The organism is Streptomyces griseofuscus (genome assembly GCF_014673495.1).
GTDB classification, from domain to species: Bacteria; Actinomycetota; Actinomycetes; order Streptomycetales; family Streptomycetaceae; genus Streptomyces; species Streptomyces murinus.
In genome coordinates, this window is sequence record NZ_CP051006.1 from 5,830,296 (window position 1) to 5,856,907 (window position 26,612).

Sequence of the window (26,612 nt, forward strand, 5' to 3'; positions counted from 1 at the left end):
TTCTGGGGGGCCGGGCGGGGCGCCGCCGAACGGGGGTAATCACCCGGGTCCCCGGAGTGTCGCCGGGTCAAGTGGCCTGGCCGGCCTGCGGGTCACGCGGCGCGGCGCGGTCCCGGGTCAGCCGGTCCGCACCGCGTCCAGCAGCGGCTCCAGCGAGGAGACCACCGCCTTCGCGCCGCCCTCGCGCAGCAGCCGGCGCCCGGCGGCGGTGGCGGAGAACCCGACGAAGGGCAGGCCGAGGTGCTGGGCCGCGGTCAGCTCGGCGACCGAGGAACCGAGCAGCACCCCGCGCCCGGCCGGTGTGCCGAGATGCTCCAGGGCCCGCAGCAGACAGTGCGGATCCGGCGTCAGCAGCCTGAGGTCCTCGCGCCGTCCGTGCACCCCCGCGAGCGGCAGCCGGTACGACTGCACGCCCCGCTGCACCGCCCGGGGACTCACGTCCGAGACCACGCTCACCCGCCGCCCGGACTTGTGCAGCGCCCGCACCAGCGCGAGCGAACGATGCGTCATGGGCGCGTCCGGTACGGCCGCCAGCTCCAGCTCCCCCAGCCGGTCCCGCAGCAGCGGCCCGAGCCGGTCGTGGGAGAACGCGCGCAGCAGATCCAGCGGATGCGGGAACGCCTCCCGGCCCGCCGGCCCTGCGACCGGCGGCCGGCCCGCCAACGCCTCGTCGGGATCGCGGTGTTCGGCCACGACGGCCAGCAGATCGAGGACGGCCGCCCGCGCGCTGTGCGCCGTGAACAGCCGGGCGAGCGGGCCGTCGTAGCCGATCAGGACGCAGTCGGCCGCGGTGAGCAGGGCCTCGGGGGGCGGGGCGGCGGTGGGCGCGGGGCCGGGTGCGCCGTCCGCGCCCAGCCGCACGGAGTACGACACGGTGAGCCCCGGCACCGGCCAGTCGCGCACCCCGTCGTTGACCGCGTGCTCGGCAGCGGTCGTCCGGCGTGCCGGGTGCCGGGCGGTGATCCGGGCGGCCGCGTCGCGCAGGTGCTCCAGGAGCAGCGCGGAGACCCCGGCCGCCCCGGACCGTACGAGGGCGACGGGATCGCCGACCTGCCAGCTCAGCTCCGCCACCGCCCTGAACGCGGCCTTCCCCGAGCTGGGCAGGGACAGGGTCCCCCGCCTCTGCTGCGGGGTGAGGTCGACCGTGTAGTACGTCTCCGCGCGCGGCTCCCGCCCACCGTACGGCCGGATCGGATCGAGCAGGGTCAGCGGTCCGTCGGCACGGGTGTGGACGACGGCGGTACGGCCCGGGGTGGGCACGCCCAGCTCGCGCAGGTCCTGGGTGATGAACGGGCCTTGGACCAGCTCGCGTCGGGGACGGTCGGTGGTGAGCGGGCAGTACCAGGCGAGCGGCGGCGCGTCCGGGGCGTCGTCGGCGTACAGCGGCTCGAAGGGCGGGGCGTCGCGGGCGGCGGAGCTGGCGGCGAACTCGTCGTAGAGCGCCGGGGACACGACGACGTCGATGCCCGCGGGGGGCTCCGGCAGGGAGACGGGGCCCGGCCAGAAGGACACCCGCAGCCGGGGCGGATCCGCCGATCCGGCCATGGCGTACGGGAGTTCGCGCAGTACGGAGACCAGGACCGGCAGCACATAGGCGCCGGGCGCGGGGCGCATCAGATAGCCGTCCGGGCGGACGTACATCTGGAACTGGCCGGCGGCGAGGGAGCGGGAGAAGATCTCGTGCACGGCGGCTTCGAGGGTGATGCGGGCCTCGGGCCGCCCGGCGAGACGGTCGGTCGTGAAGAGGATGCCGGTGGGGTCCTCGGTCCGGTGCACGGGCAGGTCGCGGAGCCTTTCGGCGCCCAGCAGCTGGTCCTCCGGACCGGACAGGAGGTTGGCCCTGGCCCGGTTCAGCTGGACGCGGAGCCCGGCGGAGACACCCGAGCGCAGGGCGCGCGTGATCTCGCCGAGCGCGCGCAGTGTGGTCCCGTGACCGCCGTTGCCCAGGGGCGCCGAGTCCAGACAGGCCAGGACCGGCCGGTCGCCGAGGACGACGGTGTGGGTGTTCAGCGCACCGTGCGGCCCGTCCTGCGCGAGCAGGGCGAGGACCGCCTCGGCGAGCGGCGGCAGCAGATCGAGTACTTCGTCGTCGGACAGCCCGCCCGGGCCGGCGATCGCGAGCCGCTGGTGCAGGGTCTGCCCTCCGGCGAACTCCCGTACCAAGTAAGGGATTCCGTCGGCGACGCCATGGTCGAGGACTCGGGCGACACCGGGATGGTCCACCCGGCTGAGGGCCCGGCAGAGCTCGGGGAACGAGGAGTCGTTCCCGGCGGCGGGGTAGGTGCGCACCACGACCCGGGTGTCGCCCTCCCGGGTGTCCTCGGCGACCCACCCCCGGTCCTCGGTCCCCGCCGCCGCGGTCGGCCGCAACAGGCGGTACCGGCCCGCGAACAATTCCGCCGTGGCCCCCGGCGCCAGCCGCCGCACGCTCTCCGCGCTGAGCATGGCGACCGGCTCGTGCTCCACCGGTGTGGGCAGACCCCGTCCGGACGGCACCACCGCCCGGAACCCGCCCGGCGCCCGCCCCGCCAGTTCGTCGATGAACTCGCCCATGCGATCGAGGAGTTCGACCGTGCGGTTGCGCTCGGTGCGGGGCAGGCCGAGGAGCAGGAGTTCCCGTACGCCCTCCCGGAACGCGTACGAGCCGGCCGGTGCCCCCGGCAGCGCGGTCAGCATGCCGCTGAGCACCACCTCGGCCAGGTGCCGGGGCCGGGGATCCGGTTCCACCGCGGCCTGCACCAGCCGCATCACCGGTAGATCGGGCCGCCCCACCGCGAGATGCCCGGCCAGCCGGAACGCCTCCGGGGACGCCGTCGCCCGGAACCGCAGCACCAACTCCTCGGCGGACAACCGGCCGACGTCCGTACGGTTCTCCGCGTCGACCGGCAGCGGACGCGTCAACCGGGCCGCGGCGGCCGGGAACCGGGTGCCGCCGGGCGTGCTGATCAGCCCGGCCCAGTTCGCCAGCCAGCGCGGCTCGGGCTCCAGCACCGGGAGGACCACCGCGCCCGGCCCGTCACCGAACTCCGGTTCGTCGTACGGCGCGAAGGCGAGCGCGGCCGAGGGCGCCACGGGATGCGGGGCCGAGATCCGGCCGGGGGCGGCGGGCAACGCCGATTCCCGCCACAGGTGTTCGGGCAGCGGCTGGACGACGGCCAGCGGCATCCGGCGCGCCCAGCGGTGCAGGGTGGCGTACCACAGGGTGCCCGCGTGGCCCTGTCGCCACTGCGGTCCCATGCAGTCGCTGATCAGCAGGGTGACGGTACGGCCGTCCGCCGGGAGCTGTCCGTCGGGGCCGCGCACCGTGCCGTCGGCGTCGGCGCGGTACAGGGTGACCGTGCGGAAGGCGCCCGACTGGGCCAGCGCGGTGTGCAGTTCATGGATCAGGGGCCGCCAGACCGGCATCGTGGGACCGGCGTCGTACACCAGGTTGAGGCTCAGCCAGCGTTCCCGGGCGGGCCGCAGCACCGGGAGCCAGCGGTCGGGGTCGGCGCCGAGGCGGGCGATGCGGTCGGCGGTCGCCCGCTCGTCCAGCTCCTGTCCCACGGGCGCGTCGACCCGGCGCCGCAGCGGGCGCAGCGCGCGCTGGAGGGCGAGCGGGTGGCGCAGCATCGGGGGCGCGGGGGCCATCAGGGTGGTGTGGGGCGCGCGCTCCGGGGACGGGGTGGGGGAGGGGAGGCGCAGCGGGATCCGGGAGGGGGCGCCGGGCGCCCGGCGCGGGCCCTCGGGCGGCCCGGGGGCGTGGGCGGGGCCGGGCGGTGGGTCCGGCTCCGTGGCCCTGCCGTCATCGGAGTTCTCGGGGTCCTCGGGGTTCTTCGGGTTCTCGGTGTCGCCGGGGCCCCCGCTCTTCCCGGCGGTGTCCCCGGTGTTCCCGTCGTCCCCGCCCTCGCCGGTGCCCGTCGCGCTCCCGGTGCCCATGTGCCCGGCCAGCCACAGCAGTTCGGCCAGTTCACGCGGTGTCGGGGGCACGCCCTGGGCCGCCTCGGCCAGTACGGCGGCGAGACGGGCCAGGGAGTCCGGGGAATCCGGGGAATCCGGGGCGGCCGGGGAGTCCCGGGAGGCCGGGGTGTCAGAAGACATCGGTCTGCGCGCTCTGCCCCAGGTGGGGCATCAACTGCTCGGCCAGCTGGTCCAGGGACCCGGTGTCCAGATTGCTGGTGCGGGCCAGGTAGATCGCGTTGAGGAGCTGATCGGTCGCCAGGTCGCCGGCGCTGGTGCGGTCCAGGAAGCGGCCGATCAACTCCCGTGCGTAGTCGTCCGGTTCGCCCAGGTGGGCGCGGACGATGTCGGCGAGGTGCCCGTCGTCCGGCCGGCGCAGACGCAGGGTGACACAGCGGCGCAGGAAGGCGGGCGGGAACTCGCGCTCGCCGTTGCTGGTGAGGACGACGAACGGGAAGGCACGGCAGCGGACCTGTCCGCGCACCACCGGGACCGCCTCGCCGGTGCCGTCGGCCGGGACCCGGGCGGTGCCGTCCGGGGTGAGCCGGGCCGCGCGCACCAGCTCGGGGATCTGGTACTGGCCCTCCTCCAGCACATTCAGCAGATCGTTGGGCAGGTCCAGGTCGCTCTTGTCGATCTCGTCGATGAGCAGCGCGCGGGGACGGGCGTACGGCAGCAGGGCGGTGCCGAGCGGGCCGAGCCGCAGATGGTGCTCGATGCCCGTCTCGTCCGGCGCCGCGGGCCCGGTCTCCTCGGGCCCGGCCCCCTGGGGCGCGGCTTGATGCGCGGCCTGCTGCCGGGCCGCGTAGAGCCGGGACAGGGGGTCGTAGCTGTAGAGCCCGTCGTGGAGCGTGCTGCGGCTGGTGATGTTCCAGCGCAGCACCGGGCCGAGCCGCAGCTCCCGCGCGACGGCGTAGACCAGGGAGGACTTGCCGGTGCCGGGCGGGCCGGTGACCAGCAGCGGGCGGCGCAGATACAGGGCCGCGTTGACCAGTTGCACCGTGTCCTCGGTGGCCCGGTACGTCTCGGCGCGGTGCACCCGGTCGGGGGAGACGGCCGAGCGGTCGGCGGTCGCGTCCGGCGGATCCAGTAGCGGACCGCCGTCGAAGGCACGCCAGGGCGGCGGCGGGGGCAGCCGCTCGATGCCGTCGTGCGGCGCGTTCGTACCGGTGTAGACGGGCCACAGGGGCATGGCTTCTTCTTCTCCGTGGTGGGGGTGCGGGCGGGTCAGTCGACTGGGGAGCGCAGGCTGGCGGCGGGCTCGGGGAAGCAGCGGGGGTCGTCCCAGAGCAGCTGGAGGTCCCGGGCCCAGTGCCGGTCGGGTTCGTCGGCGGCGTCCGCGGTCACCCGTAACGACAGGATGTGGCGCGGGAGTTCGGCGGGCGGCACCTCGGCGACGGCGGCGGCCAGCTGGTCCAGGAACGCGGTCCCGGGGCAGGGGGCGGCGGTCTCGGCGCGGGGCCGGGCGGCGGTCGCGGTACCGGTGGCGGCCGGGTCCCGGGGGCCGCTCCAGGCCCGGCGCGGATCCTCGTACCCGCCCCTGCCGTGCCCCGCCCCGGCGCACCGCGGCTCCCCGTGCTCCCCGGCGGGGCAGCCCGTACGGGACCACAGCAGGACCGGGACCGGGACGGTGAGGCCGATCTCGAAGTGCTCCCGGGCGGCCGTCGGCGGGACCGCGAACCCGGCGAGTCCCGCGTCGCCGTCCCACAGCCGCTTGCGCAGGCTCGGCGGCCGCTCCTGGCTGCCGCACTCCACGCGGTGCACCGGCGCGGGGCGCCCGGCATCCAGCTTCTGCCACTTCTTGCGCAGCTGGTGGCGCAACCGGTTGCTGCGGTGCCGGGCGCGGTCGGTCACCACGAGGGGATAGGCGCAGCCGAGCGGTGTGCTGTCGTCCGCGCCGCACTCCCAGTGCGCCACCGCCTCGTTGAGCCACTCGCGGGGCAGCACGAAGGTCACCAGTTCCTCGGCGTCCGGGTCGAGATGGGCGACGGCCTCGTCGATGCGGCGCTGCACGTACGACCGTACGCCCGAGCGCGGCAGCCGCCGGGTGCCCACCGGGCGGCGCTGCCCGTCGCGGTACGCCGACACCTCGACGGTCACCTGGTCGGGACCGGCGCCGCTGTGGTCGATCTCCACGACGACCGGTGCCCAGGGCGGGGACATCCGCGCGACCTTCGTGTCCTGTGCGGTCTCCGCGCTCTGCGTGCTCTGCGTGCCCTGCGTGCTCTTTGCGGCCGTCGTGGCCTTCGCGAGCGGCGCGGCGGGCGTGACCGCCGGCCCCGCGCCCACCAGTTCCCGCAGCCGCCCCGCGAACCGGTCCATCGCCGCCGGGTCGGGCACCTCCCACTGCACATACGCGGCGGCCGCCTGGAGCGTCGTGAACCCGCCCGCGGGCAGTGGCGGCCCGAAGGCGCCCACCGCGTCCACGTACAGCCGGTTGGGGTCGCAGTCCGGGGCGCCCGGGGCGCTCCGCAGCAGCTCGTACAACTCCCTCAGGACATCGGTGCGATGGCCCGGGGTGGGCACCAGCTCGCCCAACTCCGGCCAGTGGCGGGCCAGTACGTCCAGCGGCAGCATCCGGCCCTTGCGCACGTCCGGCACCTCCGAGGCGGAGGTGACCATGCCGACCACCCGGCCGTCCGGCAGGGTCGCCGCCGCCCCGCTGAACCCGGCCACGATCGGCTGTCCGTGCCCCTGCCAGGCCACCAGCTCCAGCCACTCGCCCGCGATCAACTGCCCGGAGACGGCCCGGTATTCGGCGAGTGTGCCCTCGTCGTAGCCCACCGGGAAGCCGTAGGCGACCAGCCGGGGACGCGGCTCGGTGTAGGCGGCCTCCGGCGGTGCGAAGCCGGCCGGGGCGAGGGGGACGTCCCGGTCGAGTTCGAGCACGGCCACATCGCCGGGGTCGGTGAGGCCGCCCGCCCATCCGCCGTGCGCGACGACCGACGCGGACACCTCGCCCAGCTCCCTGGCGTGCGGGAAGACCACGGTCACCGCGTCCAGGCCGCCGGCCCGCACGACATGGGCGCAGGTGAGCACCCGGCGGGCGGTGATCAGGAAGCCCGCGCCCACCTCATGACCGCAGTGGATCCGGGCATGCCAGGCGGCGCTGTTCATGGGCGCTCGGCGGACTCCGGCCCGGCGGCGGCCTGGCCCGGTACGGCGGGCAGCGCGCCGCCCGCCGAACTCCCCGGCGTCCAGTGGAGCTTGACGACCAGCTGGCCCTCCGCGGAACCCTTGGCGATGATCGCGCCGGCCTCCGCGGACATCTTCACGCCGAACTCGATCTCCACCGCGTCGGGCCGCAGGGCGCCGTCCCGGAAGACCCGCAGCGCGGCCTCCGCCGCCGCCCGTACGCCGTCCAGCGCGCCCTCGAAGGTGCGTGCCGCCCGCACCACCTCGTCGCCGCGCGAGACCAGCCGGGTGCCGGGCCGGGGGGTGACACCGGCCCCCTCCACCACGACGAGCGCGCCGTCCTCGGTCGTGAACTCCATCAGTTGGTCCATGCCGCCGCTCGCTCCCCCTCGTAGAAGACCTGTCGGGGCAGGTCCTTGAGCAACCCCCATGGTACGGACGGCGCTTCGCCCGGCCCACTCTTTACGCCCCGGCGGGTCAATCGGTCCGGCGTGGCGAGAACCCGCCAAGGTGACAACCCGCCATGCCCGGCCCCCTGTGCGCTCCCGGCGCGCGCACCACACTCTTCTCTGCACACAGGGCATGTACACGACAGCAACGGCTGGCCGCCCCGGCGCGCGATCCGGACCGGGACGAGCACCCGAACGAGCACGTGGAAGAGGGCGTGGATGACCAGAGGAGCAGCCGGACGCCGGGCGGCGCTGCTGTCGGCAGGGCTCGTGCTGGCCGCGGTGCCGGCACCCGGGGCGGTCGCCGCGCAGGGGGTGGCGCCGGTGGTGAAGGCGGTGCCGGGGAAGCGGACCGGGCCCGCCCCGAAGACCGTCACCCTGGTCACCGGCGACAAGGTGACCGTCACCGACCTCGGACACGGCAAGGAGACCGCCACCGTCGAGCGGCCGCCCGGCGCCACCGGAGCCGTACGGACGCAGACCAGCGACGGTGATCTGACCGTCGTACCGGACGAGGCGCTGCCGTATCTGCGCTCCGGGAAGCTGGACCGGCGGTTGTTCGACGTGAGCGCGCTGATCCGGCAGGGCCTCGCCGACACCCGTGCCACGTCCCTGCCGCTGATCGTCGGCTACGGCAAGGGCACCCGCGTCCCCGCCGCCGCCCCGGCCGGCACCACCCGCACCCGGAGCCTGCCCAGCCTCCGTGGCGCGGCCGTCGAGGCGGGCAAGGGGCGTACGTTCTGGCGGTCGTTCACGCGCGGTGACGGCGCCGACAAGGTGTGGCTGGACGGGCGGGTGAAGGCCGACATGGCCGAGAGCAACGCCCAGATCGGCACACCGGCCGCCTGGGACGCGGGGCTGACCGGCAAGGGCGTCACCGTCGCGGTGCTCGACTCCGGCGCCGACCTGACCCACCCCGACCTGGTCGACCGGATCACTCGGTCCAGGAGTTTCATCGACGGCGAGGAGGTCGCCGACCGCGACGGCCACGGCACCCATGTCACCTCCACCGTCGGCGGCAGCGGCGCCGCCTCCGACGGCAAGGAGAAGGGCGTGGCACCGGACGCCACCCTCGCGGTCGGCAAGGTGCTCAGCGACGAGGGCTCGGGCAGCGAGTCGCAGATCATCGCCGGGATGGAGTGGGCCGCACGGGACGTGCACGCCCGGATCGTCTCGATGAGCCTCGGCTCCAGCGACCCGGGCGACGGCACCGACCCGATGTCCCAGGCCCTCGACAGCCTCTCCCAGGAGACCGGCGCGCTCTTCGTCGTGGCCGCCGGGAACACCGGCGCGCCCTCCTCCATCAGCTCACCCGGCGCCGCCGACGCGGCCCTGACCGTCGGCGCGGTCGACTCCGCCGACCAGCCCGCCTATTTCACCAGCGCCGGCCCCCGCGCGGGCGACGACGCCCTCAAGCCCGATCTGTCCGCCCCCGGCGTCGACATCCTCGCCGCCCGCTCCCAACTCATCGACGGCAGCGGCTACTACACGACCATGAGCGGTACGTCGATGGCGACCCCGCATGTCGCCGGGGTGGCCGCGCTGCTCGCGCAGGAGCATCCCGACTGGACCGGCGCGCAGTTGAAGGACGCGCTGATGTCGACGTCCGAGCAACTCGGCGTCTCCGCCTACACGGTGGGCGCCGGACGGGTGAGCGTGCCGGACGCCGTGCAGGCCACGGTGACCGCCACCGGCAGTGCCGACCTCGGCTTCTACCGCTGGCCCTACCCCGCGGACAAGCCGGTCACCCGAACCCTGGCCTACACCAACTCGGCCGACCGGCCCGTCCACTTGACACTCTCGGCCCAGGGCGCCCCGGACGGCGTCGCCATCCTCGCCGACTCCTCCCTCACCGTCCCCGCGCACGGCACCGCCACCACCACTGTCACCGGCGACGGCTCCAAGGCGCCGGTCGGCACCACCAGCGGGCAGATCGTGGCCACCGACGACACCGGCGCGGTGCGCGCGCACACCGTGTTCGGGCTGGTCAAGGAGGACGAGCGGTACACCCTCACGGTCCACGTCAAGGACCGCGCGGGCGCTCCCGCGGCCGCCGACCTCACCGTGCAGCGACTCGCCCAGGGCGCCGACCCCGAGTCGGACCACGTCGGCGACTCCGGCACGATCGCGCTCCGGCTGAAGCCGGGCACCTACGCCCTCACCTCCTTCCTCGATGTGCACGGCAGCCACGGCGCCGACTCGCTCGGCCTCGGCTTCCTCTCCGCACCCGAGGTCACCCTCGACCACGACAGGGAAGTCACTCTCGACGGCACGGAGTTGCGCGAGATCAAGGCGGCGGTCCCGCGCCGCACCGAGACCCACCAGCTCCTGATGGAGTACGACCGCGCCGCGAACGGCGCCGATCTGTCCGGCGCGGTCCAGGTACCCCTCACCTACGACAGCGTCTTCGCCGCGCCCACGCCCCGGGTCACCCAGGGCAGCTTCGAGTACCGCACGGTGTGGCGGCTGGCGAAGCCGCAACTGGAGGTCAAGGGCATCGGCGAGGCGACGGTACAGACCGGCGGCACCCTGACCTCCGGACGGCGCAGACTCCCGCTGGTGGACGTCGGCGAGGGCCCCGTGCCCGCCTCCGCCGCCGGCAAGGCGGTGCTGGCCCACCTCGCCGACGGCGCGGACCCGCCGGCGCTCGCCCGGGCCGCGCAGGACGCGGGCGCCGAGGCGCTGTTCGTCACGGACGACGCGCCGGGACGGCTGATGGACTGGTGGGGCAACGACGACAACACCGACCGGCCGCTGCTGATCGCCACGGTGAACCAGGCGGACGCGGCCCGGCTGCGGGCGTCCTCGACGGTCGACATGACCGGCACGCCCGACTCCCCCTACGTGTACGACCTGTCCGAGGGCCACACCGGGGCGATCCCCGACCACGACCTCACCTACCGGCCCTCGCCGGGCCAACTCGCCGCCCTGCACGTCTCGTTCCACGCGGCAGGGCCGACGAGCGGTGGTGAGTTCCGCTACTCCGTCACCGACACCTTCCCCGTCGGCATCGGCTTCCAGGAGAACATCGACCTGCCCGCCGAGCGCACGGACTACGTCTCCACCGGCCCCGGCCAGCGGTGGACCGAGTCCGTCACGATCGGCATGGGCACCCTGGAGGAGCGCAGCGGCCTGGTCCGCTACCAGGGCGGCAGCCGGGCCCGACTGCACTGGTTCCAGCCGGTGTGGCACCCCTGGCTCGGTACCGGGCTCGGCTGGGGCGAGCAGCGCACCGGGGACCAGATCCAGCTGAACACGCCCGGCTGGGGCGACTCGGGACCCGACCACACCGGGTTCGGCGATGTGTGGGGCGACAGCGGCATGACCCAGACCACCTCCGTCTACCAGGACGGCACCCTCGCCGACAGCGAGTCCGGCTCGACCGCGTTCGTCTGGGCCGCCCCGGCCGACGCGCACACCTACCAGGTGGTGACCGACACCGCCCTCGACGCGGACCACTGGAAGCTGACGACGCGGGGGCACACCGAGTGGACGTTCCGGTCGGCCCGGACACCGGACGACCACGCGACGACGCTGCCGCTGATCAACCTCTCCTACGGCCTGGACACCGACCTCGCGGGCACGGTGCCCGGCGGGCGGCGGCTGCCGGTGACACTGGGCGCGCGGTACATGGCGGGCGCCTCGGGGACGGGCACGCTCGGCGGGGGCCGGCTGGAGGTGTCGTACGACGAGGGGACGACATGGACGGCGGTGGCTCTTCGCGGGGCCGGGGCGTCCTGGCGCGGAACGCTGGAGGTGCCGGGCGCGGCCACGTCCGTCTCCTTGCGGGCGTCGGCGCGGGACGACAAGGGCGGGTCGGTCTCGGAGGAGATCATCAGGGCGGTGGGGGTGAGGTAGCGGGGGCGCCTTCCTGCCCGGAGCTCTGCACGATGCCCCGGACGACTCCCAGCTCCACCAGGTCCTGCGGGCGGATACGGAGCTGGTCGGCGGTGTTCTCGATCTCCTCTTCCGGGCGTTTGAGGATGGCCGCCGCCAGCTCCGGGGCGATCACCGAGAAGTAACTGTCCGGCGTGGCCCAGGTGTTGTCCGGAGCGGCCAGGGCGAGGGCGCCGCCTGAGCCGCCCTCGCCGATCACCAGGGTGGTCACCGGCACCCGCGCCCCGGCCACCGCCCCGAACACCTCGGCGATGGCCGCACCGGCCCCCTGCCGCTCGGCCTCCGCGTCGTTCGCGGCGCCGGGGGTGTCCACCAGCGTCAGCACCGGCACCCCGAGCCGGTCCGCCAACCGGATCAGCCGCGCCGCCGTCCGGTACCCGGCGGGCCGCGTCCCGGTCCCGGTCTGCGCGGCGAACGCGACGGTACGACCGTGATGTTCACCGAACCCGCAGAGGATGCCGTCGGGGTCGGTACCGCCGCACCGGTCACCGCTGATGTGGACGCGGGTGGTGAAGTAGGCGTCCAAGTAGGCGTGCGCGCGCGGGCGTTCGGGGGAGCGGGCGCGCTGGACCGCGGCCCAGCCGGTGGCGGGCAGGTCGGTGGCGGCGAGGGCCGCGGGGACGGGCGCGGGGGTGGGCGACGGCGAGGGCGAGGTCCGGTCATCCGTCCCGGACAGCAGCCGCAGCCACCGCCCCAGGACCCCCTTCAGATCCTGTGGCCGTACGACCGCGTCCGCCGCTCCCGCCGTGAGCTGGGCCTCGGCCGTGTACGCGGCCGGGTCGGCGTCGGACGGGCGGACGCGGGAGCCGGCGAAGCCCACTTGGACACCGGGGAGGGCCAGGACGACGTCCGCGCCGGCGCCCAGGGTGGCCCAGCCGCCGCCCGTGGTGGGGTCGCGCAGCACGGCGATCTGGGGCAGGCCCGCCGCCCGGGTGAGCGCCGACTGGCGGGCGACCCGCTGGAGTTGGGTCAGCGCGACCATGCCCTCCTGCATCCGGCTGCCCCCGGTCGCGATCAACGGCACGACGGGCAGCCGGTGTTCACGGGCGTGCGCGTACGCCTCCTCCAGCCGGTCCCCGGTGCGCTCGCCCAGGGAGCCGCCGAGGAAGCCGAACTCGAAGGCGATCAGCACGGCACGGGCGCCCTCGACGGTCGCGGTGCCGCAGACGACGGAGTCCTCCTCGCCGGTGCGTTCGGCGGCGCGGGCGCGCGAGGCGTCGTACCCCTGCCAGCCGAGCGGGCCGTCCGGCCTGGACTCCCGGACGGGGGGCGGGAGTTCGGCGAAGCTGCCGTCGTCCGTGACGAGGGCCAGCACCTCGCGCGCGGTGCGCCGCTGATCAGGCATCGGTATCGGTGCCGGCAGGGGTGAGGGACCGCTTCATGATCTTCCCCATGTCGTTGCGGGGCAGGACGTCCAGGAGGCGTACGACGCGGGGCCGCTTGTGCGGGGCGAGTCGGCGGGCCACATGGTCGGCCAACTCCGCCACCCCCGGCGGGGTTTCCGGATCGGCCGGGACGATCCAGGCGACGATCCGCTCGCCCAGGTCCGCGTCCGGCTCCCCGGTGACCGCCGCCTCCCGGACGCCCGGGTGTTCCAGGAGCGCGTTCTCGATCTCGCCCGCGCCGATCTTGTAACCGCCGCTCTTGATGAGGTCGGTGGCCTTGCGCCCGACGATCCGCACATAGCCGTCCGGCTCGCGTACGGCCATGTCGCCGGTGCGGAACCAGCCGTCGGCGGTGAACGCGGCGGCGGTGGCGTCCGGCCGGTTCAGATACTCGGTGAACAGGTTGGGCCCGCGGACCTGGATCTCCCCGACGGTCTCCCCGTCGCGGGCGCAGATCTCGCTGCCGTCCTCCTCCACGAGCCGCAGCTCGACACCGGGCAACGGCACCCCGACCGTCCCCGCGCGTGCCTCCCCGTCCGCGCGGACGCTGGTGTTCATCAGGGTCTCGGTCATGCCGTACCGCTCGATGACCCGGCGTCCGGTGGCCGCCGCGATCCGCTCGTGGTCGTGGACCGGCAGCGCGGCCGAGCCGGAGACCAGCAGCCGGGCCCCGCCGAGCGCCTTGGCCAGCTCGGGGTCGCCGGGGAGGGTCTCGGCGATGCGGTGGTACATCGTCGGCACCCCGAACAGCATGGTCGCGCCGTCGGCCAGGGCGCGGGCCACGCCCTCCGTCGAGAACCTTCCCAGATGCCGCACGGAGCCGCCGCGGCGCAGCGGGCCGAGGACGCCGAGCACGAGTCCGTGCACATGGAAGAGCGGCAGCCCGTGCACCAGCACATCGGCCTCGGTCCACTGCCAGGCGTCGGCGAGCGCGTCCAGGGTGGAGGTGAGGGCCCGGCGGGGAAGTACGGCGCCCTTGGGCGGACCGGTGGTGCCGGAGGTGTAGACGACGAGGGCGGGGGCGTCGTCCGGGAGTTCGGGGTGCGGGAAGTCCGCGCGGGCGTCGACGTCGACATCGACGCGTGCCAAGTTGCCCAGGGACGACGGAAGTTGGTCGCCCGGAGCCGCGAGGACGAGGGACGGCGCGCTGTCGGAGACGATATGGGCCAGCTCCTTCTCCCCGGACTTGGGGTTGAGCGGCACGGCGGCGGCACCGGCGAGCAGCACGCCGACGACGGCGACCACGGTCTCCAGCTCGGGCGTCGCCCACACGGCCACGCGATCGCCCCGCCGGACCCGCCGCGCCACCGCCCCGGCGGCGTCCGCGAGCCCGCGGTACGTCAACGACCGCCCGCCGAACCCCACCGCGGCCCGCTCCCGCGACCCCCCGACCAGCCCAGGAAAAAGTGACGACACCCCACGCACCCCTTCACACTCGCGACCATTCAGCCCCTTCCTACACCAGGATCGACCGGCGGACGACTGTGCCTCGGCGGGGGGGTGGGGTGGGCGGAGACGCTGGGTACGGTCGCGGCGGACGGCGCGCCCCCGGAGGTCCACCCCTCAGCCGACGGTTTCCGGCGGGTGGGGGGGGAAGCGTGGCCGGGGGCGGCGCCGGGTGCCGATGCGGGGGTGTGCGGTCCCGTGGCCCACCCCTCGTCGAGCGAGTCGGGTGGGCGGGTGGGAGAAGAGGGCCGGCGGCAGCCCCGAGCGCCGATGGGGGGCGCCGTCCCCGTGCCCGGCCTCTCAGCCGACCGAGTCGGGCGGCCGGTGGGAGGAAGGCCGGCCCCCTCACCCCGCCGCGACGGCCATGTCAGCGACGACGCACGTCACATTGTCCGGCGCGCCCGCCGCCAACGCCGCCGCCACCAACTCCCGCGGCCCGGCCCCCGCCACCAGCAGCTCCCTGATGAGCGCATCGGGCACCGCCTCCGTGAGACCGTCGGAGCACAGCAGATACCGGTCCCCCTCCAGCGGCTCCTGAAGGCGCAGGTCCGGCACCGGATCCACGCCACCGCCCAGCGCCTTGGACAGCAGCAGTTCCTGGGGCGAGACCCGATGGTCCTGGGTGATCCGGTACAGCTCCCCGCCCCGCAGCAGATACGCCCGCGAGTCCCCGATGTGCGCGAGCGCCAGCCGGGACCCGGTCCACAGCAGCGCCGTGAGCGTGGTGCCGTCCTCTCCCGTGCCGCCCGCGAGATCCGCCACCGCCGCCCCCGCGGCCCGCACCGCGTCCTCCAGCGCCCCGAGCACCCCCAGCTCCCCGAGTTCCCCGTCCACGGGCAGCGTCTCCGCCTCGTCCAGGTACCGCAGCGCCGCCACCGCCGCCCCGCTCGCCGCGAGACCCGCGGGCCCGAACCCGTCGGCGACGGCGAGCAGCCTGCGGCCCGCGTAGAGGGTGTCCTGGTTGGCGGGGCGGACGAGTCCGCGGTCGGTGCGCGCGGAGTGCTTCAGTTCCAGCATCATCATGGGTTCCCTTCCCGATGTGTCGGGCGTGCCGGTCAGCTGGTCGACGAGAAACGCCGCGAGATCCCGCCGCATCGCCGTCTCCGCCTCGACCCGCGCCCAGTACGCGCCGATCTCCCGCGCGGCCTCGCCCGGTTCCAGCGCGCACACGGCGCGTATCTCGGCGAGCGGCATCCCGAGCCGCCGCAGCCAGGCCACGAGCCGTGCCCGCCCCAACTGCCCGGCGGCGTAGTACCGGTAGCCGGTGTCGGGGTCGACGCGGGCGGGCCGCAGCAGGGCCAGCTCGTCGTACAGCCGAAGTGCCTTCGGCGACAGCCGGCTCACCCTGGCGAACGCCCCGATCGTCAGCAGTTCCATCACGCCCCCGTCTCTCGTCGTCCACCACCGATGCTGGGGCTTCACCGAAGGTGAAGGTCAAACCCCCTGTCCCGGTTCCGGGCCGCTTGTTAGCCTCGCGGGTGTTCGAACGTCGTACGAAAGGGAGTCACGCCGTGCCCCGCATAGCCCTCGCCACCTACGACCCCGGCACCGCCCCGAGCAAGGACGCGGACCTGCCGGTGCTGGTGCGGGCGCTGAACGACGCCGGCGCTCGGGCCGACGCCCCCTACTGGGACGACCCCGGGGTCGACTGGTCGGCGTACGACCTCGTCGTCGTCCGCTCCACCTGGGACTACAGCTGGCGCGCGGCGGAGTTCACGGCCTGGCTGGAGCGGGTGGCCCGCGCGACCCGGATCGCCAACCCCGCCGAGGTCATCCGCTGGAACCTCGACAAGCGCTACCTGGGCGAGCTGGCCGCCGCCGGTGTCCCCACCGTCCCGACGAGCTATCTCGCCCCGGGCGAGGACGGCGCCCCGGTCCTGCCCACGGACCACGACTACGTCATCAAGCCGACCTCCGGCGCGGGCGCCCGCTTCGCCGCCCGCTACGCGCCCGCCGAGCACGAGACGGCCGTACGACACCTCGCGCGGATGCACGCCGAGGGCTTCACCGCGATGGTGCAGCCCTACCTCCAGGGCATCGACGTCACCGGCGAACGCGCCCTCCAGTTCTTCGGCGGCCGCCTGCTGCACGCGAGCCGCAAGGGCGCCGTCCTTTCCCCCGGCACCCCGTACGACGCCGACAAGGTCGCCCACCCCGATCTCACCCCCTGGCAGCCGACGGACGCCGAACTCGCCGTGGCCAAGAAGGCGTTGGCGGCCGTACCCGGCTCCGCCGCGCCCCTCCTGTACGCCCGCGTGGACCTCGCCGACGGCCCGGACGGCACCCCCCGTCTGATGGAACTCGAACTGGTCGAACCGAACCTCTTCCTCTTCCTGCACCCGGACTCCCTGCCCCGGACGGCAGCCGCGATCCTCGCCGAGGCGACGGCCTAGGGACCCCCGCGGCGCGCGCTCCCGATCCGAGCCGGGCAGCGCGGTGTCGCACCGCGCGAGTCCACCGGTCTGATGTTTGAACACCGACATTCAAACGCCCTATATCCAAACGTCTGATGTTTGTATACGGTGTTCCCATGAAACGCATCAACGCACCGCGCCGGACGGCCAGTCTGTCCGCTCAGCTCGTGGACAGCCTCCGCTCGCACATCGAGGCGGGCGGCTGGCCCGTGGGGACCCGGATCCCCTCGGAGCAGTCCCTCATCGAGGAGCTGGGGGTCGGCCGCAGCACCCTGCGGGAGGCGATCGGCGCGCTCGTGCACCTGGGGCTGCTGGAGCCCCGGGCCGGGGACGGCACCTATGTCCGCTCGTCGAGCGAGCTTCAGTCGGTCATGGTGCGGCGGGCGAGTTCCGTGGAGCGGGACAAGGTGCTGGAGCTGCGGACCGTGCTGGAGGAGTACGCCTCGGGAGCCGCGGCCCTGCGCCGTGACGAGACGCAGCTGCGCCAGTTGCGGGAGCTGCTGGCCGACGCCGAAGCGGCCGCCGCCGGTGCGGACCCGTCCGCGGCCATGAACGTCGACGCCCTCTTCCACCGGGCCGTGGTCCGCGCGAGCGGCAACGATCTGCTGGTCGAGGTCTACGACTACCTCGGTACCGCCCTCACCTCGTCCCTGGGCGGCCTGACCTGGGACACCGCCCACGCGGAGGACCACGCCCGGCTGCACCGGCGGCTCGTCGACGCGATCGAGGCACAGAGCGCGGACGAGGCGCGGGACGCGGCTGCCGCGATCGTCCGGCTCACCCGCGACCACGAGACCGAGTGACCAGGTTCCCCAGCCGCATAAGGAGACTGCCCATGCACCCCTCCCGAATCCCCGCCGGCGAACTCGACGCCCGTACCGCTCGCCGAGGCGCCCACCTGTACGCCACCGACACGCAGTTCCGCGACACCGCGCCCCTGGACACCGTCACGGCGGCGGTCCGGCGGCCCGGATTACCCCTGGCCGCCCTGGTGGCCACCGTGATGGAGGCGTACGCGGACCGCCCCGCCCTGGGCGAGCGCGCCACGGAGCCGTTCACCGACCCGGAGACGGGCCGCACCACGCTCCGCCTCCTGAACCGGTTCGACACGCTCACCTACGGCGAGCTCTGGGAACGGGCCGGCGCCGTGGCCGCCGAGTGGCGGCACCAGCGGCATCACCCCGAACATGCCGTGCGGCCAGGCGACTTCGTCGCCCTCCTCGGTCGCCCGGGCACCGAGTACACCATGGTGGAGCTGGCCTGCGTCCGCTCCGGAGCGGTGTCCGTTCCGCTGCCGGCCGGTGCCTCCGCGGAACAACTGGCCCCCCTCGTCGAGCAGACCGGACCGCGGCTGCTCGCGGTGGACACCGACCAGCTGGAGGTCGCCCTCCGGATCGCGGCGAACACGCCCTCGCCGCCCAGGATCGTCGTCCTCGGCCACCGCCCTGAAGTCACCGCGCACCAGGCGGACTTGGCCGCCGCACGCGACCGGCTCGCGGCCCACGGCGCCAGCCTGGACACCTTGGCATCGGTCATCGACCGGGGACGGACCCTGCCCCCGCTCCCGCGGGTTCCCGAGACATCGGCGGCCGACGCGCTCAGCACACTGATCTACACCTCGGGCAGCACCGGCACCCCCAAGGGCGCCATGTACACCGAGCGTGTGGTCAGGCAGTTCTGGGTCGACTTCGTACCCGGCCAGGCGGCGCGGCCGTCCATCGTGCTGAACTACCTGCCGCTCAGTCACATGGTGGGCAGGGGAGTGCTGTTCGGTACGCTCGCCAAGGGCGGGCTTGCCTGCTTCGCGGCGTCCGGTGACCTGTCGACGCTCTTCGAGGACCTCTCCCTGGTGCGCCCCACCGAGTTCATCATGGTGCCCCGCATCGCCGACCTCCTCCTGCGGCACTACCGGGACGAGCTGTCACGCAGGGGCGGGACGGGCACGGACCTGGCCGAGATCGAGGCGCGGGTGAAGGAGGAACTGCGGGAAGAGGTCATGGGCGGCCGCCTCCTGTGGGCCGTCAGCGCCTCGGCTCCGCTCAGCGCGGAGACGACGGCGTTCGTGGAGAGCTGCCTCCAGGTCAGGCTGCTCGACGGCTACGGCTCGACGGAAGCCGGGATCGTCCTGCTCGACGGCCGTGTGCTGCGCCCGCCGGTGACCGACCACAAGCTGGCCGACGTTCCCGAGCTGGGATACTTCGGCACCGACTCGCCGTACCCCAGGGGCGAGTTGCTGGTCAGGTCCGAGCGGCTGGTGCCGGGCTACTTCCGGCGCCCGGACGCCACCTCCGAGGTCTTCGACGAGCACGGCTTCTACCGCACCGGCGACATCATGGCCCGCGTCGGACCCGACGAGCTGAGGTACGTGGACCGCCGCGCCAACGTACTCAAGCTGTCACAGGGCGAGTTCGTGGCGGTCTCCCGCCTGGAGGCGCTCTTCGGCGGCAGCCCGGCGGTCCGGCAGATCTTCCTGTACGGCAACAGCGCCCGCGCCTACCTGCTCGCGGTCGTCGTACCCACGCGGGACGCCCTCGACCGCGCCGACGGGGACACCCGGCGCCTGAGGACGGCGCTGCGGGAATCCCTGCGGAGCCTCGCGGCCGAGGCGGGACTGAACTCCTACGAGGTGCCACGGGAGTTCCTCGTGGAGACCGAGCCGTTCAGCCAGGAGAACGGATTGCTCTCGGGGGTGCGCAAGCCGCTGCGACCGGCCCTGACGAAACGGTACGGCGAGCGACTGGAAGCGCTGTACGCCGAGTTGTCCGACCGCGAGGCCACCGAGCTGGAGGCACTGCGCCGGGTCGGCGCCGACGAGCCGGTCCTGGACACCGTGCTGCGGGCGGTACGGGCGCATCTCGGGCAGGAGGACGCCGCGGTGGAGCCCGGGACACGCTTCCTCGAACTCGGCGGTGACAGCCTCACGGCGCTGTCGTTCTCCCGGACCCTGAAGGAGATCTTCCAGGTCGACGTCCCCGTCGATGTGGTCATCAGCCCGGTCAACACGCTGCGGCAGGTGGCGGAGCACATCGAGCGGGCGCTCGCGCCGGACCACCGCCGGCCCACCGCCGACCGCGTCCACGGCCCCGACGCGACCCGGCTCGACGCCGCCGATCTACGGCTGGACGCGTTCCTCGACGCGCGTTCCGCCGCGCGCAGGCCGGCCGGTCCGCCGCCCGAGGCCCGGACCGTCCTGCTGACCGGCGCCAACGGCTACCTCGGCCGCTTCCTGTGCCTCGAGTGGCTGGAGCGCCTCGCCGAGCGCGACGGCACCCTGGTGTGCCTGGTCCGCGGCTCCTCCGCCGACGAGGCCCGGGCACGGCTCGACGCGGCGTTCGACAGCGGCGACCCGGAACTCCTCAAGCGCTACCACGAGGTTGCCGATCGGCACCTTCACGTGATCCCCGGCGACATCGGGGAACCGGACCTCGGGCTCGACGGCGAGACCTGGCGGCGACTGGCCGACACCGTGGACCTGATCGTCCATCCGGCGGCGCAGGTCAACCACCTCCTGCCCTACGGCCAGCTGTTCGGCCCCAATGTGCTGGGCACGGCCGAACTGATCAGGCTCGCGATCACCTCCCGGATCAAGCGGTTCACCTACCTCTCGACGGTCGCCGTCGTCTTCGGCGACGAGGCGGCGGCCGACGAGTCCGCGGACATCCGCACCGCCTGCCCGACCCGTGACCTCAAGGGCGAGTACGCCGACGGTTACGCGGCCGCCAAGTGGGCCGGCGAGGTGCTGCTGCGCGAGGCGCACGACGCGTTCGGACTGCCGGTCGCCGTCTTCCGCTCGAACCTGATCCTCGCGCACCCGCGCTACGCCGGTCAGCTCAACGTCTCGGACGTCTTCACCCGCCTCCTGCTGAGCCTGCTGGCCACCGGGATCGCGCCCGGCAGCTTCTACGCCCCGGGCACCGGTGCCGGCGGCGGACACTACGACGCGCTCCCCGTGGACTTCACGGCCCGTGCCGTCACCGCCCTGGGCGACGACGCGCGAGCGGGCTTCCGGACGTACAACGTGGTCAACCCGCACGAGGACGGCATCTCTCTGGACACGTTCGTCGACTGGCTGGCGGCGGCCGGCCACCCGCTGACCCGCGTGCCGGACCACACCGAGTGGTTCGGCCGCTTCGAGACCGCCCTACGCGCCCTGCCCGACCGCCTGCGGCAGCATTCGCTGCTCCCGCTGCTGCACGCCTTCGCCGCCCCGGAACCGCCGCTCAGCGGATCCGCCCTGCCGGCGGAGCGGTTCCGCTCGGCGGTACGGGCCGCGTCCCTCGGTGGGGACAACGACATCCCGCATCTGTCGCCGGAACTGATCACCAAGTACGTGACCGATCTCCGGGCGCTGCGCCTCATCTGACCTGTGCGGTGCGCTGGAGCAGGCCCCAGGTGAACTCGGCGACCATGTCGTGGGGTACGCCGTCCTGGTCGGGAGCGGTGAAGGCGAGGCCCCAGCGGGTCGGGGCGGTGCCCTCCAGGGGGCGGGCCGGAGGGAAGGCGCGGGCGACCTCGTCCACGGTGCAGGACCAGGGGGTGAGGTCGTCCAGGGTGCGCGGGGTGGCGGGGGCGGCGCCGGGGGCTCGTACGAGCCATTCGTTCCATACGGCGCCGTCGGGGCCGACCAGTACCTCGAACCGCAGGTCGGGCCAGAGCGGGAGCGCCCAGCGGCGGGCCTCGCACTCCGCGTCGCCGAGTTTGCGGGGTACGACGCTCTCCGGCTCCCCGAGGACCGACCGGTACCGCGCCGCCGCGCCCCGTGTCCTCGGCGACCGCACCATCGCCTGCCAGCGCTTGTTGGCCTCCCGCATCTCCCCGATCGAGGCGCCCAGCGTTCTGCGGGCCTCGTCCACGAGCTCCGGATTGTGATCGGCCATACGACGCAGCAGCACCAGCTGAAAATCGAGAGTCACGGGTCCATGGTGCCCGGGGAGGTGGGGATGCTCACCGGCGCCGGCCGGGTGCGTCACTCCGGGACCGTGATGCTCGGCGGAGCCGGTGTCGCCGCCGACAGCGCACGGACCGCCGCCAGGTTCTTCGGATGCCGCAGCGCCGAGGAGATCGCCGCGATGTCCCGCAGGAGCACCGTGGGGTCGGCGTCCCCCCGCACCGCCCCGCCGCCGTTCTCGACCACGTCCAGGACGCCCACCGCCGCCGACACCGCACGGGCCCGCGACACCGGATGGCCCACCGCGAGCGCCGCCGCGTACGCCCGCTCGGTCAGATCGGTGTCCACATGGCGGGCGAGCGGTAGCAGGGCGTCCCGGATGTACGTCTCCCGGCGGATCAGCCGGAGTTCCCCCGTGGCCCGCAGCGAGAAGCGCGGCCCCGCTCCCGCCGTCGACCGCAGCACCCGGTACAGCGGACCCAGCCGGTGGTACGCCAGCCGGACCCGGCACCGGTCGTGCAGGGCTTGCCCGGCATGCGGAAGGATGAAGCCGGCCGCCAGCAGGATCGCGGAGAGCGAGGCCACCGGCGGCGCCAGATTCGTGCTGAGCCAGTCCGGGTCCCGGCCGAACCACCGCGCGACCACCGCCGTCACCTTGGCCGCGTCGTACAGCAGGCTCAGCGCGTACCCCCCGCCCAGCAGCCGCAGCCCCCAGCGCAGCCACGCGTCCAGCCCCCGGTCCCGTACCCAGTCCCAGATGACCCGGGAACTCAGCGCACAGGCGACCGTGTGGGCCAGCAGATAGAGCAGGATCTCCTCGCGCATGAAGGGCGTACGGGCGTAGTACGTGTCCAGGTCCCGCACCCGCTCCACCGGCACGTCGGCCAGCAGGAACAGCACCCACAGCGCGACGACCACCAGGATGTACCCCGAGACGATCCACCGGGTCGCCCGCCGGGTGCGCGCCGACCGTCCGGCACGCCCGCCCCGGCCGTTGCGCCAGGTGACGATGAACAGCAGGCCCGCCCCGGAGTTCGCGGTGATCAGCGAATAGCACCAGGGCGCCGAGAAGTTGGGCACCCCGGTGAGCGCGTTCATCCGGTGGATCATCGACGGCACGCAGAACACGAACACCGTGCAGGCGAACAGGAGCACCCCGCCGACCGCGCGCAGCAACGGGTCCCGCCACAGCCGGATGATCGTGGGCAGCTTCAGCAGCAGCGCGACGGTCAGCAGCGCCGTCGGGATCCAGAAGGAGATGTACAGACGGCCGAGCAGCACCGAAGGGTCCAGTGCCAGCGTGCTCACCGCGCCGCTCCGCCCCGCCCGCGATAGCCGAGGGCACGCTGCAAGGGGTCCTGCTGGGTGTCACCGGACCCGCTGAGCCGGGCCCGGAACAGAGCGGCGAGCCGATGGCCGAAGTCGTCCGCCTCGGCCTCGTCCGTCTCCCGGGAGCCGTTGCGCGCGGCCACCGTGAGCGCCGTCTCCGGCCAGCCGGGCGTGTCCGCGAAGGCGCGGGCCGCCGCGTCACCGGCGAGGTGATGGTGCCGGTGCCCGGCGTGCAGATGCCACAACTCATGTCCGAGAATGACCAGTTGCTGCACGTCCTCGGCCCGGTCCTCCACGATGACCAGGTCGAAGTCGGCGAACTCCACCCACAGCCCGGTCACTTCGATCTCGTCCGGGAAGCGTTCGAAGCGCAGCTCCAGCGGCCGTCCGCCGCGCAGCACGCTCATCTCCTCGCACAGCGCCCGGCACAACCCCCGTACGCCGTCGGGGGCTTCGGGCCGGGCGCGGACCGCCGAGGCCAGTTCGCCGGCGAGGGAACGCATGGCGGTGCCGGAGCCGCCGGGGCGTCGCAGTCGTGCGGTCAGCTGTGCCGTCCGCCGGCGCGCGCCCGCGATGCCCATCCGTTCCCTTTCCCGCCGTCCGCCGCTTCCCGCGATTCGCCGCGACTCCTCATGGCTCACGGCTCTTCACGGCTCCGCGCGACTCCTCGCCGCCGGAGCCCCATCGAGCGTACGCGCCGGGATATGCCCGCGTCACGCGATCTCAGGGGCGTGGTTCAAGACACAACCAACCCTCCGGCGGCCTTGCCCAGCAGCGTCAGGCAGACCTCGCCCGGACCCGACAGCGTGGTGAACTCGGACAGCACGGCCAGCGCGAGCGTGTTCTCGCCGCGCGTCCGCAGCACCCCGTTGGGCAGCGCGAACGTGTGCTGCGGGCCCACGTTGTTGATGTACTGGCCCATGTTCCAGCCGTTGAGGAAGATCTGCGCCCGGTAGGCCCGGTACGGATCGTCCTGAAGCGTCAGCCCGACCGAGGCGTCCACATCGCCGGGCACCGCCAGCCGGAAGGTCGTGCGGTACCAGGTCACTCCCTGATACCGCTCGGCGCGCGGGAAGTCCACAAACTCCCAGTCGCGGTCCTCGAACCCCGGCAGATGCCAGCCCGAACGCTCGCCGTGCAGACCGCCGTTGTTCAGCGGCCCGCGCACCGGGTCGGCGCGGCCCTCGCCCTGGATCCGCCAACTCACCTCGGGCGACGCCCCCTTGAAGACCGCCGCGGTAAGACCCCGGGCGGCCTTGTGGGTGTCGTCCGACGTGCCGTCCTGGTCGTGCTGCATCCGCCGGACGAGGACGGACAGCACATGGCGGCCGGGGGAGCGCAGCGCGTCGCGCACCGGGAAGGAGGCCGTGTCCGACCAGGTCCCCTTGCGGATCGTGGCGGCGTCCGGCACCGGCATCCGGTGCGTGCCCAGCGGTTCCCCGTCCAGCCAGGCCATCAGCATCCCCTGGGTGCCGGTGCTGTAGCCGAGCGCGACCTCGGAGATGTCGCCGGAGTCCTCGAAGACACCCCGGTACCAGACGTCCCCGTAGTGGAACCCGTAGTCGTCGGCGAACAGCACCGGCTGACCGTCCGGGACGGCCGAAGTGCTGTACGACGTCTTCTTGTCCGCCTTCTTCCACTTCGAGTCGTCGTAGCTCGGGCCCACCTCGGGGTTCTCCCGGCACATCCGCCACCTGCCCAGCGCGGGCAGCCGGACGTCCGGTACGGCGGGCAGCATCTCGGTGGTCATCAGGCTGCCGGACATCGTCACCCGGGTGGCCAGCCTGCGCCCGTTCCACACCAGCCGGGAGATGCCGCGCGGCCCCCACACCTCCACGCTCGTCGGGTCGGTGATGTCACCGGTCAAGTGGACCTCGGCGCCGCGCAGTTCGACATGGCGCAGCAGCTGGGGGCCGTAGACCAGCAGGGACCCGGACGGGGTGTCGTACGGGAACAGCCGTACGGAGGTGGCGTCGTCGGCGAAGAGCAGGAGCAGCGGGGTGTCGGTGTCGCCCTTCTCCACCAGCACCCGGATCAGGCCGCTCTGCCCGAGGGGGGCGTTCACATGCAGGCCCGAGTCGTCCACGCCCCAGGCGGCCTCCGGGTCGAGCCGCATGACGTCCGGGTCGGCGTCGCACTCCAGCACCAGCTCGGCCATCTCGCCCTTGCGCCCGGTGAACACGGCGACGTCCTGCCGCCCGGCGGTCAGGCACATGGCCGGCTGCACGGTCGCGTACTTCAGCTTCCGCCTGCCCAGCGATAGACCGGTGGTCAGCAGCTTGGCGTCCTTGCCCGGCACGGTGATCCGCACCCGCCCCTCGGCGGTGGGCAGATCGGCCGCGACCGGTTCGGCGGCGTCGTTGCGCGCGATGTACACATGGGCGCCGGTGTCCGGGTTGGCCAGGTGGTAGACCTTCAGCCCCTTGGCGCGCACCTCCGCCGCGCGGTCCAGCTTGGCGAAGTCGGGTACGCGTTGCAGCAGATGCCCGAGCTGGTGCATCGGGGCGATCTTCGCGGTGACGTTGCGGGCCTCGTCGATCGCGGCGCCGTAGTCGTACGACGTGTAGACGACCGGCGCGGGCAGCCAGCCCCAGGAGGTGCCGCCGAAGGTCATGTAGACGTTGTGCAGCGTGATGCCGTTGGCCAAGTTGGTCAGGTAGAAGCGGCGTTCGTAGGCGGAGTCCCGGCTGCGGCGGGCCTCGGCATAGCCCTTGCCGTCGTAGAAGGAACCACCCCACGGGTCGAACCAGCCACCGCCGAACTCGGGCACGAACCCGGGCGTGGCGGGCGAGGCGCTGGCGCCGCCCTTCGCCCCGCCGGGCCCGAACGTCCCCCAGTCCGGCGGGGTCTGGGACGGCGAGGGGTACCCGTCGAAGCCGTACAGCCAACCGCCGTGCTCACCACCGGTGTCGAAGGAGCCGGGGGTCCAGTACCCGTTGCGCCCCTTGTCGTTGTGGAACAGCGGTACGTCGATGCCGTCGGCGCGCACCTTCTTGTACAGGTGGGACATGTAGGCGCGGCTGTCGGCCGAATCCACGTGCGCGTCGAACTCGTTCTCGATCTGGTAGAGCAGCACGGTGCCCTTGCCCTGCGTGAACAGGTGCTCGCGGGCGATCCGGTTCACCCGCGTCAGCCACTCGTCCACATGGCCGAGGTACGTCGGGTCGGCCGAGCGGGCGCGCCCCTTCGTCGCGGTCAGCCAGCCGGGGAAACCGCCGCCGTCCACCTCGGCGTTGATGTACGGGCCCGGGCGCAGGATGACGTAGAGCCCGGTCTCGGCGGCCGTGCGCAGGAACAGGTCCAGGTCGCGGACGCCGGAGAAGTCGTAGCTGCCCGGGGCGGGGGAGTGGTAGTTCCAGGCGACGTAGATGCTCACCGCGTTGTAGCCGTGCGCGCGCATCTTCTGGAGCACGTCCCGCCACAGGGCGGGGCTCGGCAGCCGGAAGGGGTGCAGTTCGCCGGACCACACGACCAGTCGTCTGCCGTCCACCAGCAGGGAGTAGCGGTCGTACCCGATGGTGTGGTGCTCGCCGTCGGCGCGCGGCGGGGCGGGCACCGGGCCGGTCGGCACGCTGCGGGCCGCGTACGCCGAGGGCGCTCCGGTTCCGCCGCTGCCGCCCAGGGCGAGGCCGAGCGCGGCCGAGCCGGTCAGGGCACTGAAGGTACGTCTGCTGAGCGCCAAGGTGGATCCTCCCGGCGATCTTACGGGGCGCGGATTCCGGCCATTCTC

Annotated in this window: 15 protein-coding genes; 4 read left to right on the top strand and 11 right to left on the bottom strand. The window is 73.8% G+C overall.

What is annotated here, in order from left to right; genetic code table 11:
- Nucleotides 1-117: 117 nt before the first annotated feature.
- The 4 genes from HEP81_RS26435 to HEP81_RS26450 are packed head-to-tail and all read right to left on the bottom strand — an operon-like array spanning nucleotide 118 to nucleotide 7,445.
- Nucleotides 118-4,080, bottom strand: a complete 3,963-nt coding sequence (locus HEP81_RS26435) for an SAV_2336 N-terminal domain-related protein (protein WP_037655222.1) — start codon at nucleotides 4,078-4,080, stop codon at nucleotides 118-120.
- The gene (locus tag HEP81_RS26440) at nucleotides 4,070-5,131 is read right to left on the bottom strand and encodes an AAA family ATPase (RefSeq protein ID WP_037655223.1); all 1,062 of its coding nucleotides are present in this window, start codon (nucleotides 5,129-5,131) and stop codon (nucleotides 4,070-4,072) included. The genes HEP81_RS26435 and HEP81_RS26440 overlap by 11 nt, the downstream gene beginning before the upstream one ends.
- Before the next feature lie 35 nt (nucleotides 5,132-5,166).
- A complete protein-coding gene (locus tag HEP81_RS26445) occupies nucleotides 5,167-7,056 on the bottom strand; it encodes a VMAP-C domain-containing protein (protein ID WP_037655225.1) in 1,890 nt (629 codons plus the stop codon).
- Nucleotides 7,053-7,445, bottom strand: coding sequence for a CU044_2847 family protein (locus HEP81_RS26450; RefSeq protein ID WP_037655227.1), 393 nt, complete (start codon nucleotides 7,443-7,445; stop codon nucleotides 7,053-7,055). The genes HEP81_RS26445 and HEP81_RS26450 overlap by 4 nt, the downstream gene beginning before the upstream one ends.
- Before the next feature lie 297 nt (nucleotides 7,446-7,742).
- On the opposite strand from HEP81_RS26450, the gene HEP81_RS26455 reads away from it, so the two are divergent.
- Nucleotides 7,743-11,381 carry a S8 family serine peptidase gene (locus HEP81_RS26455; RefSeq protein WP_037655228.1) on the top strand — a complete coding sequence of 1,213 codons (3,639 nt, stop codon included), beginning with the start codon at nucleotides 7,743-7,745 and terminating at the stop codon, nucleotides 11,379-11,381.
- On the opposite strand, the gene HEP81_RS26460 is transcribed toward HEP81_RS26455, so the two are convergent.
- The 3 genes from HEP81_RS26460 to HEP81_RS26470 form a co-directional block, all read right to left on the bottom strand.
- Nucleotides 11,359-12,765 carry a carboxyl transferase domain-containing protein gene (locus HEP81_RS26460; RefSeq protein ID WP_078967346.1) on the bottom strand — a complete coding sequence of 469 codons (1,407 nt, stop codon included), beginning with the start codon at nucleotides 12,763-12,765 and terminating at the stop codon, nucleotides 11,359-11,361. The genes HEP81_RS26455 and HEP81_RS26460 overlap by 23 nt on opposite strands.
- Nucleotides 12,758-14,221, bottom strand: coding sequence for an acyl-CoA synthetase (locus HEP81_RS26465; protein WP_037655230.1), 1,464 nt, complete (start codon nucleotides 14,219-14,221; stop codon nucleotides 12,758-12,760). Before HEP81_RS26465 ends, HEP81_RS26460 begins: the two co-directional genes overlap by 8 nt.
- Before the next feature lie 375 nt (nucleotides 14,222-14,596).
- The gene (locus HEP81_RS26470) at nucleotides 14,597-15,628 is read right to left on the bottom strand and encodes a MerR family transcriptional regulator (protein ID WP_037655232.1); all 1,032 of its coding nucleotides are present in this window, start codon (nucleotides 15,626-15,628) and stop codon (nucleotides 14,597-14,599) included.
- A gap of 134 nt (nucleotides 15,629-15,762) precedes the next feature.
- Here HEP81_RS26470 and HEP81_RS26475 point away from each other — a divergent pair, with 134 nt between their 5' ends.
- The 3 genes from HEP81_RS26475 (at nucleotide 15,763) to car (ending at nucleotide 21,028) form a co-directional block, all read left to right on the top strand.
- A complete protein-coding gene (locus HEP81_RS26475) occupies nucleotides 15,763-16,644 on the top strand; it encodes an ATP-grasp domain-containing protein (protein WP_037655234.1) in 882 nt (293 codons plus the stop codon).
- Nucleotides 16,645-16,781: 137 nt separating this feature from the next.
- On the top strand, nucleotides 16,782-17,468 hold the full coding sequence (locus HEP81_RS26480) for a FadR/GntR family transcriptional regulator (RefSeq protein ID WP_037655236.1): 687 nt from the start codon (nucleotides 16,782-16,784) through the stop codon (nucleotides 17,466-17,468).
- 32 nt (nucleotides 17,469-17,500) lie between these two features.
- Nucleotides 17,501-21,028, top strand: a complete 3,528-nt coding sequence (gene car, locus HEP81_RS26485; protein WP_037655238.1) for a carboxylic acid reductase — start codon at nucleotides 17,501-17,503, stop codon at nucleotides 21,026-21,028.
- On the opposite strand, the gene HEP81_RS26490 is transcribed toward car, so the two are convergent.
- From HEP81_RS26490 to HEP81_RS26505, 4 genes are all read right to left on the bottom strand, one after another.
- A complete protein-coding gene (locus HEP81_RS26490) occupies nucleotides 21,021-21,578 on the bottom strand; it encodes a hypothetical protein (protein WP_106979907.1) in 558 nt (185 codons plus the stop codon). The genes car and HEP81_RS26490 overlap by 8 nt on opposite strands.
- A 53-nt stretch (nucleotides 21,579-21,631) precedes the next feature.
- Nucleotides 21,632-22,861, bottom strand: a complete 1,230-nt coding sequence (locus HEP81_RS26495; protein WP_037655243.1) for an MAB_1171c family putative transporter — start codon at nucleotides 22,859-22,861, stop codon at nucleotides 21,632-21,634.
- Nucleotides 22,858-23,463 carry a toxin-antitoxin system, toxin component family protein gene (locus tag HEP81_RS26500; protein WP_182787553.1) on the bottom strand — a complete coding sequence of 202 codons (606 nt, stop codon included), beginning with the start codon at nucleotides 23,461-23,463 and terminating at the stop codon, nucleotides 22,858-22,860. Before HEP81_RS26500 ends, HEP81_RS26495 begins: the two co-directional genes overlap by 4 nt.
- A gap of 155 nt (nucleotides 23,464-23,618) precedes the next feature.
- On the bottom strand, nucleotides 23,619-26,564 hold the full coding sequence (locus HEP81_RS26505) for a glycoside hydrolase family 35 protein (protein WP_037655245.1): 2,946 nt from the start codon (nucleotides 26,562-26,564) through the stop codon (nucleotides 23,619-23,621).
- Nucleotides 26,565-26,612 lie beyond the last annotated feature (48 nt).

Coding starts and splice junctions, on each gene's coding strand:
- HEP81_RS26435 (WP_037655222.1), bottom strand. CDS start 4,080: ATGTCTTCTGACACCCCGGCCTCCCGGGACTCCCCGGCCGCCCCGGAT.
- HEP81_RS26440 (WP_037655223.1), bottom strand. CDS start 5,131: ATGCCCCTGTGGCCCGTCTACACCGGTACGAACGCGCCGCACGACGGC.
- HEP81_RS26445 (WP_037655225.1), bottom strand. CDS start 7,056: ATGAACAGCGCCGCCTGGCATGCCCGGATCCACTGCGGTCATGAGGTG.
- HEP81_RS26450 (WP_037655227.1), bottom strand. CDS start 7,445: ATGGACCAACTGATGGAGTTCACGACCGAGGACGGCGCGCTCGTCGTG.
- HEP81_RS26455 (WP_037655228.1), top strand. CDS start 7,743: ATGACCAGAGGAGCAGCCGGACGCCGGGCGGCGCTGCTGTCGGCAGGG.
- HEP81_RS26460 (WP_078967346.1), bottom strand. CDS start 12,765: ATGCCTGATCAGCGGCGCACCGCGCGCGAGGTGCTGGCCCTCGTCACG.
- HEP81_RS26470 (WP_037655232.1), bottom strand. CDS start 15,628: ATGGAACTGCTGACGATCGGGGCGTTCGCCAGGGTGAGCCGGCTGTCG.
- HEP81_RS26480 (WP_037655236.1), top strand. CDS start 16,782: ATGAAACGCATCAACGCACCGCGCCGGACGGCCAGTCTGTCCGCTCAG.
- car (WP_037655238.1), top strand. CDS start 17,501: ATGCACCCCTCCCGAATCCCCGCCGGCGAACTCGACGCCCGTACCGCT.
- HEP81_RS26500 (WP_182787553.1), bottom strand. CDS start 23,463: ATGGGCATCGCGGGCGCGCGCCGGCGGACGGCACAGCTGACCGCACGA.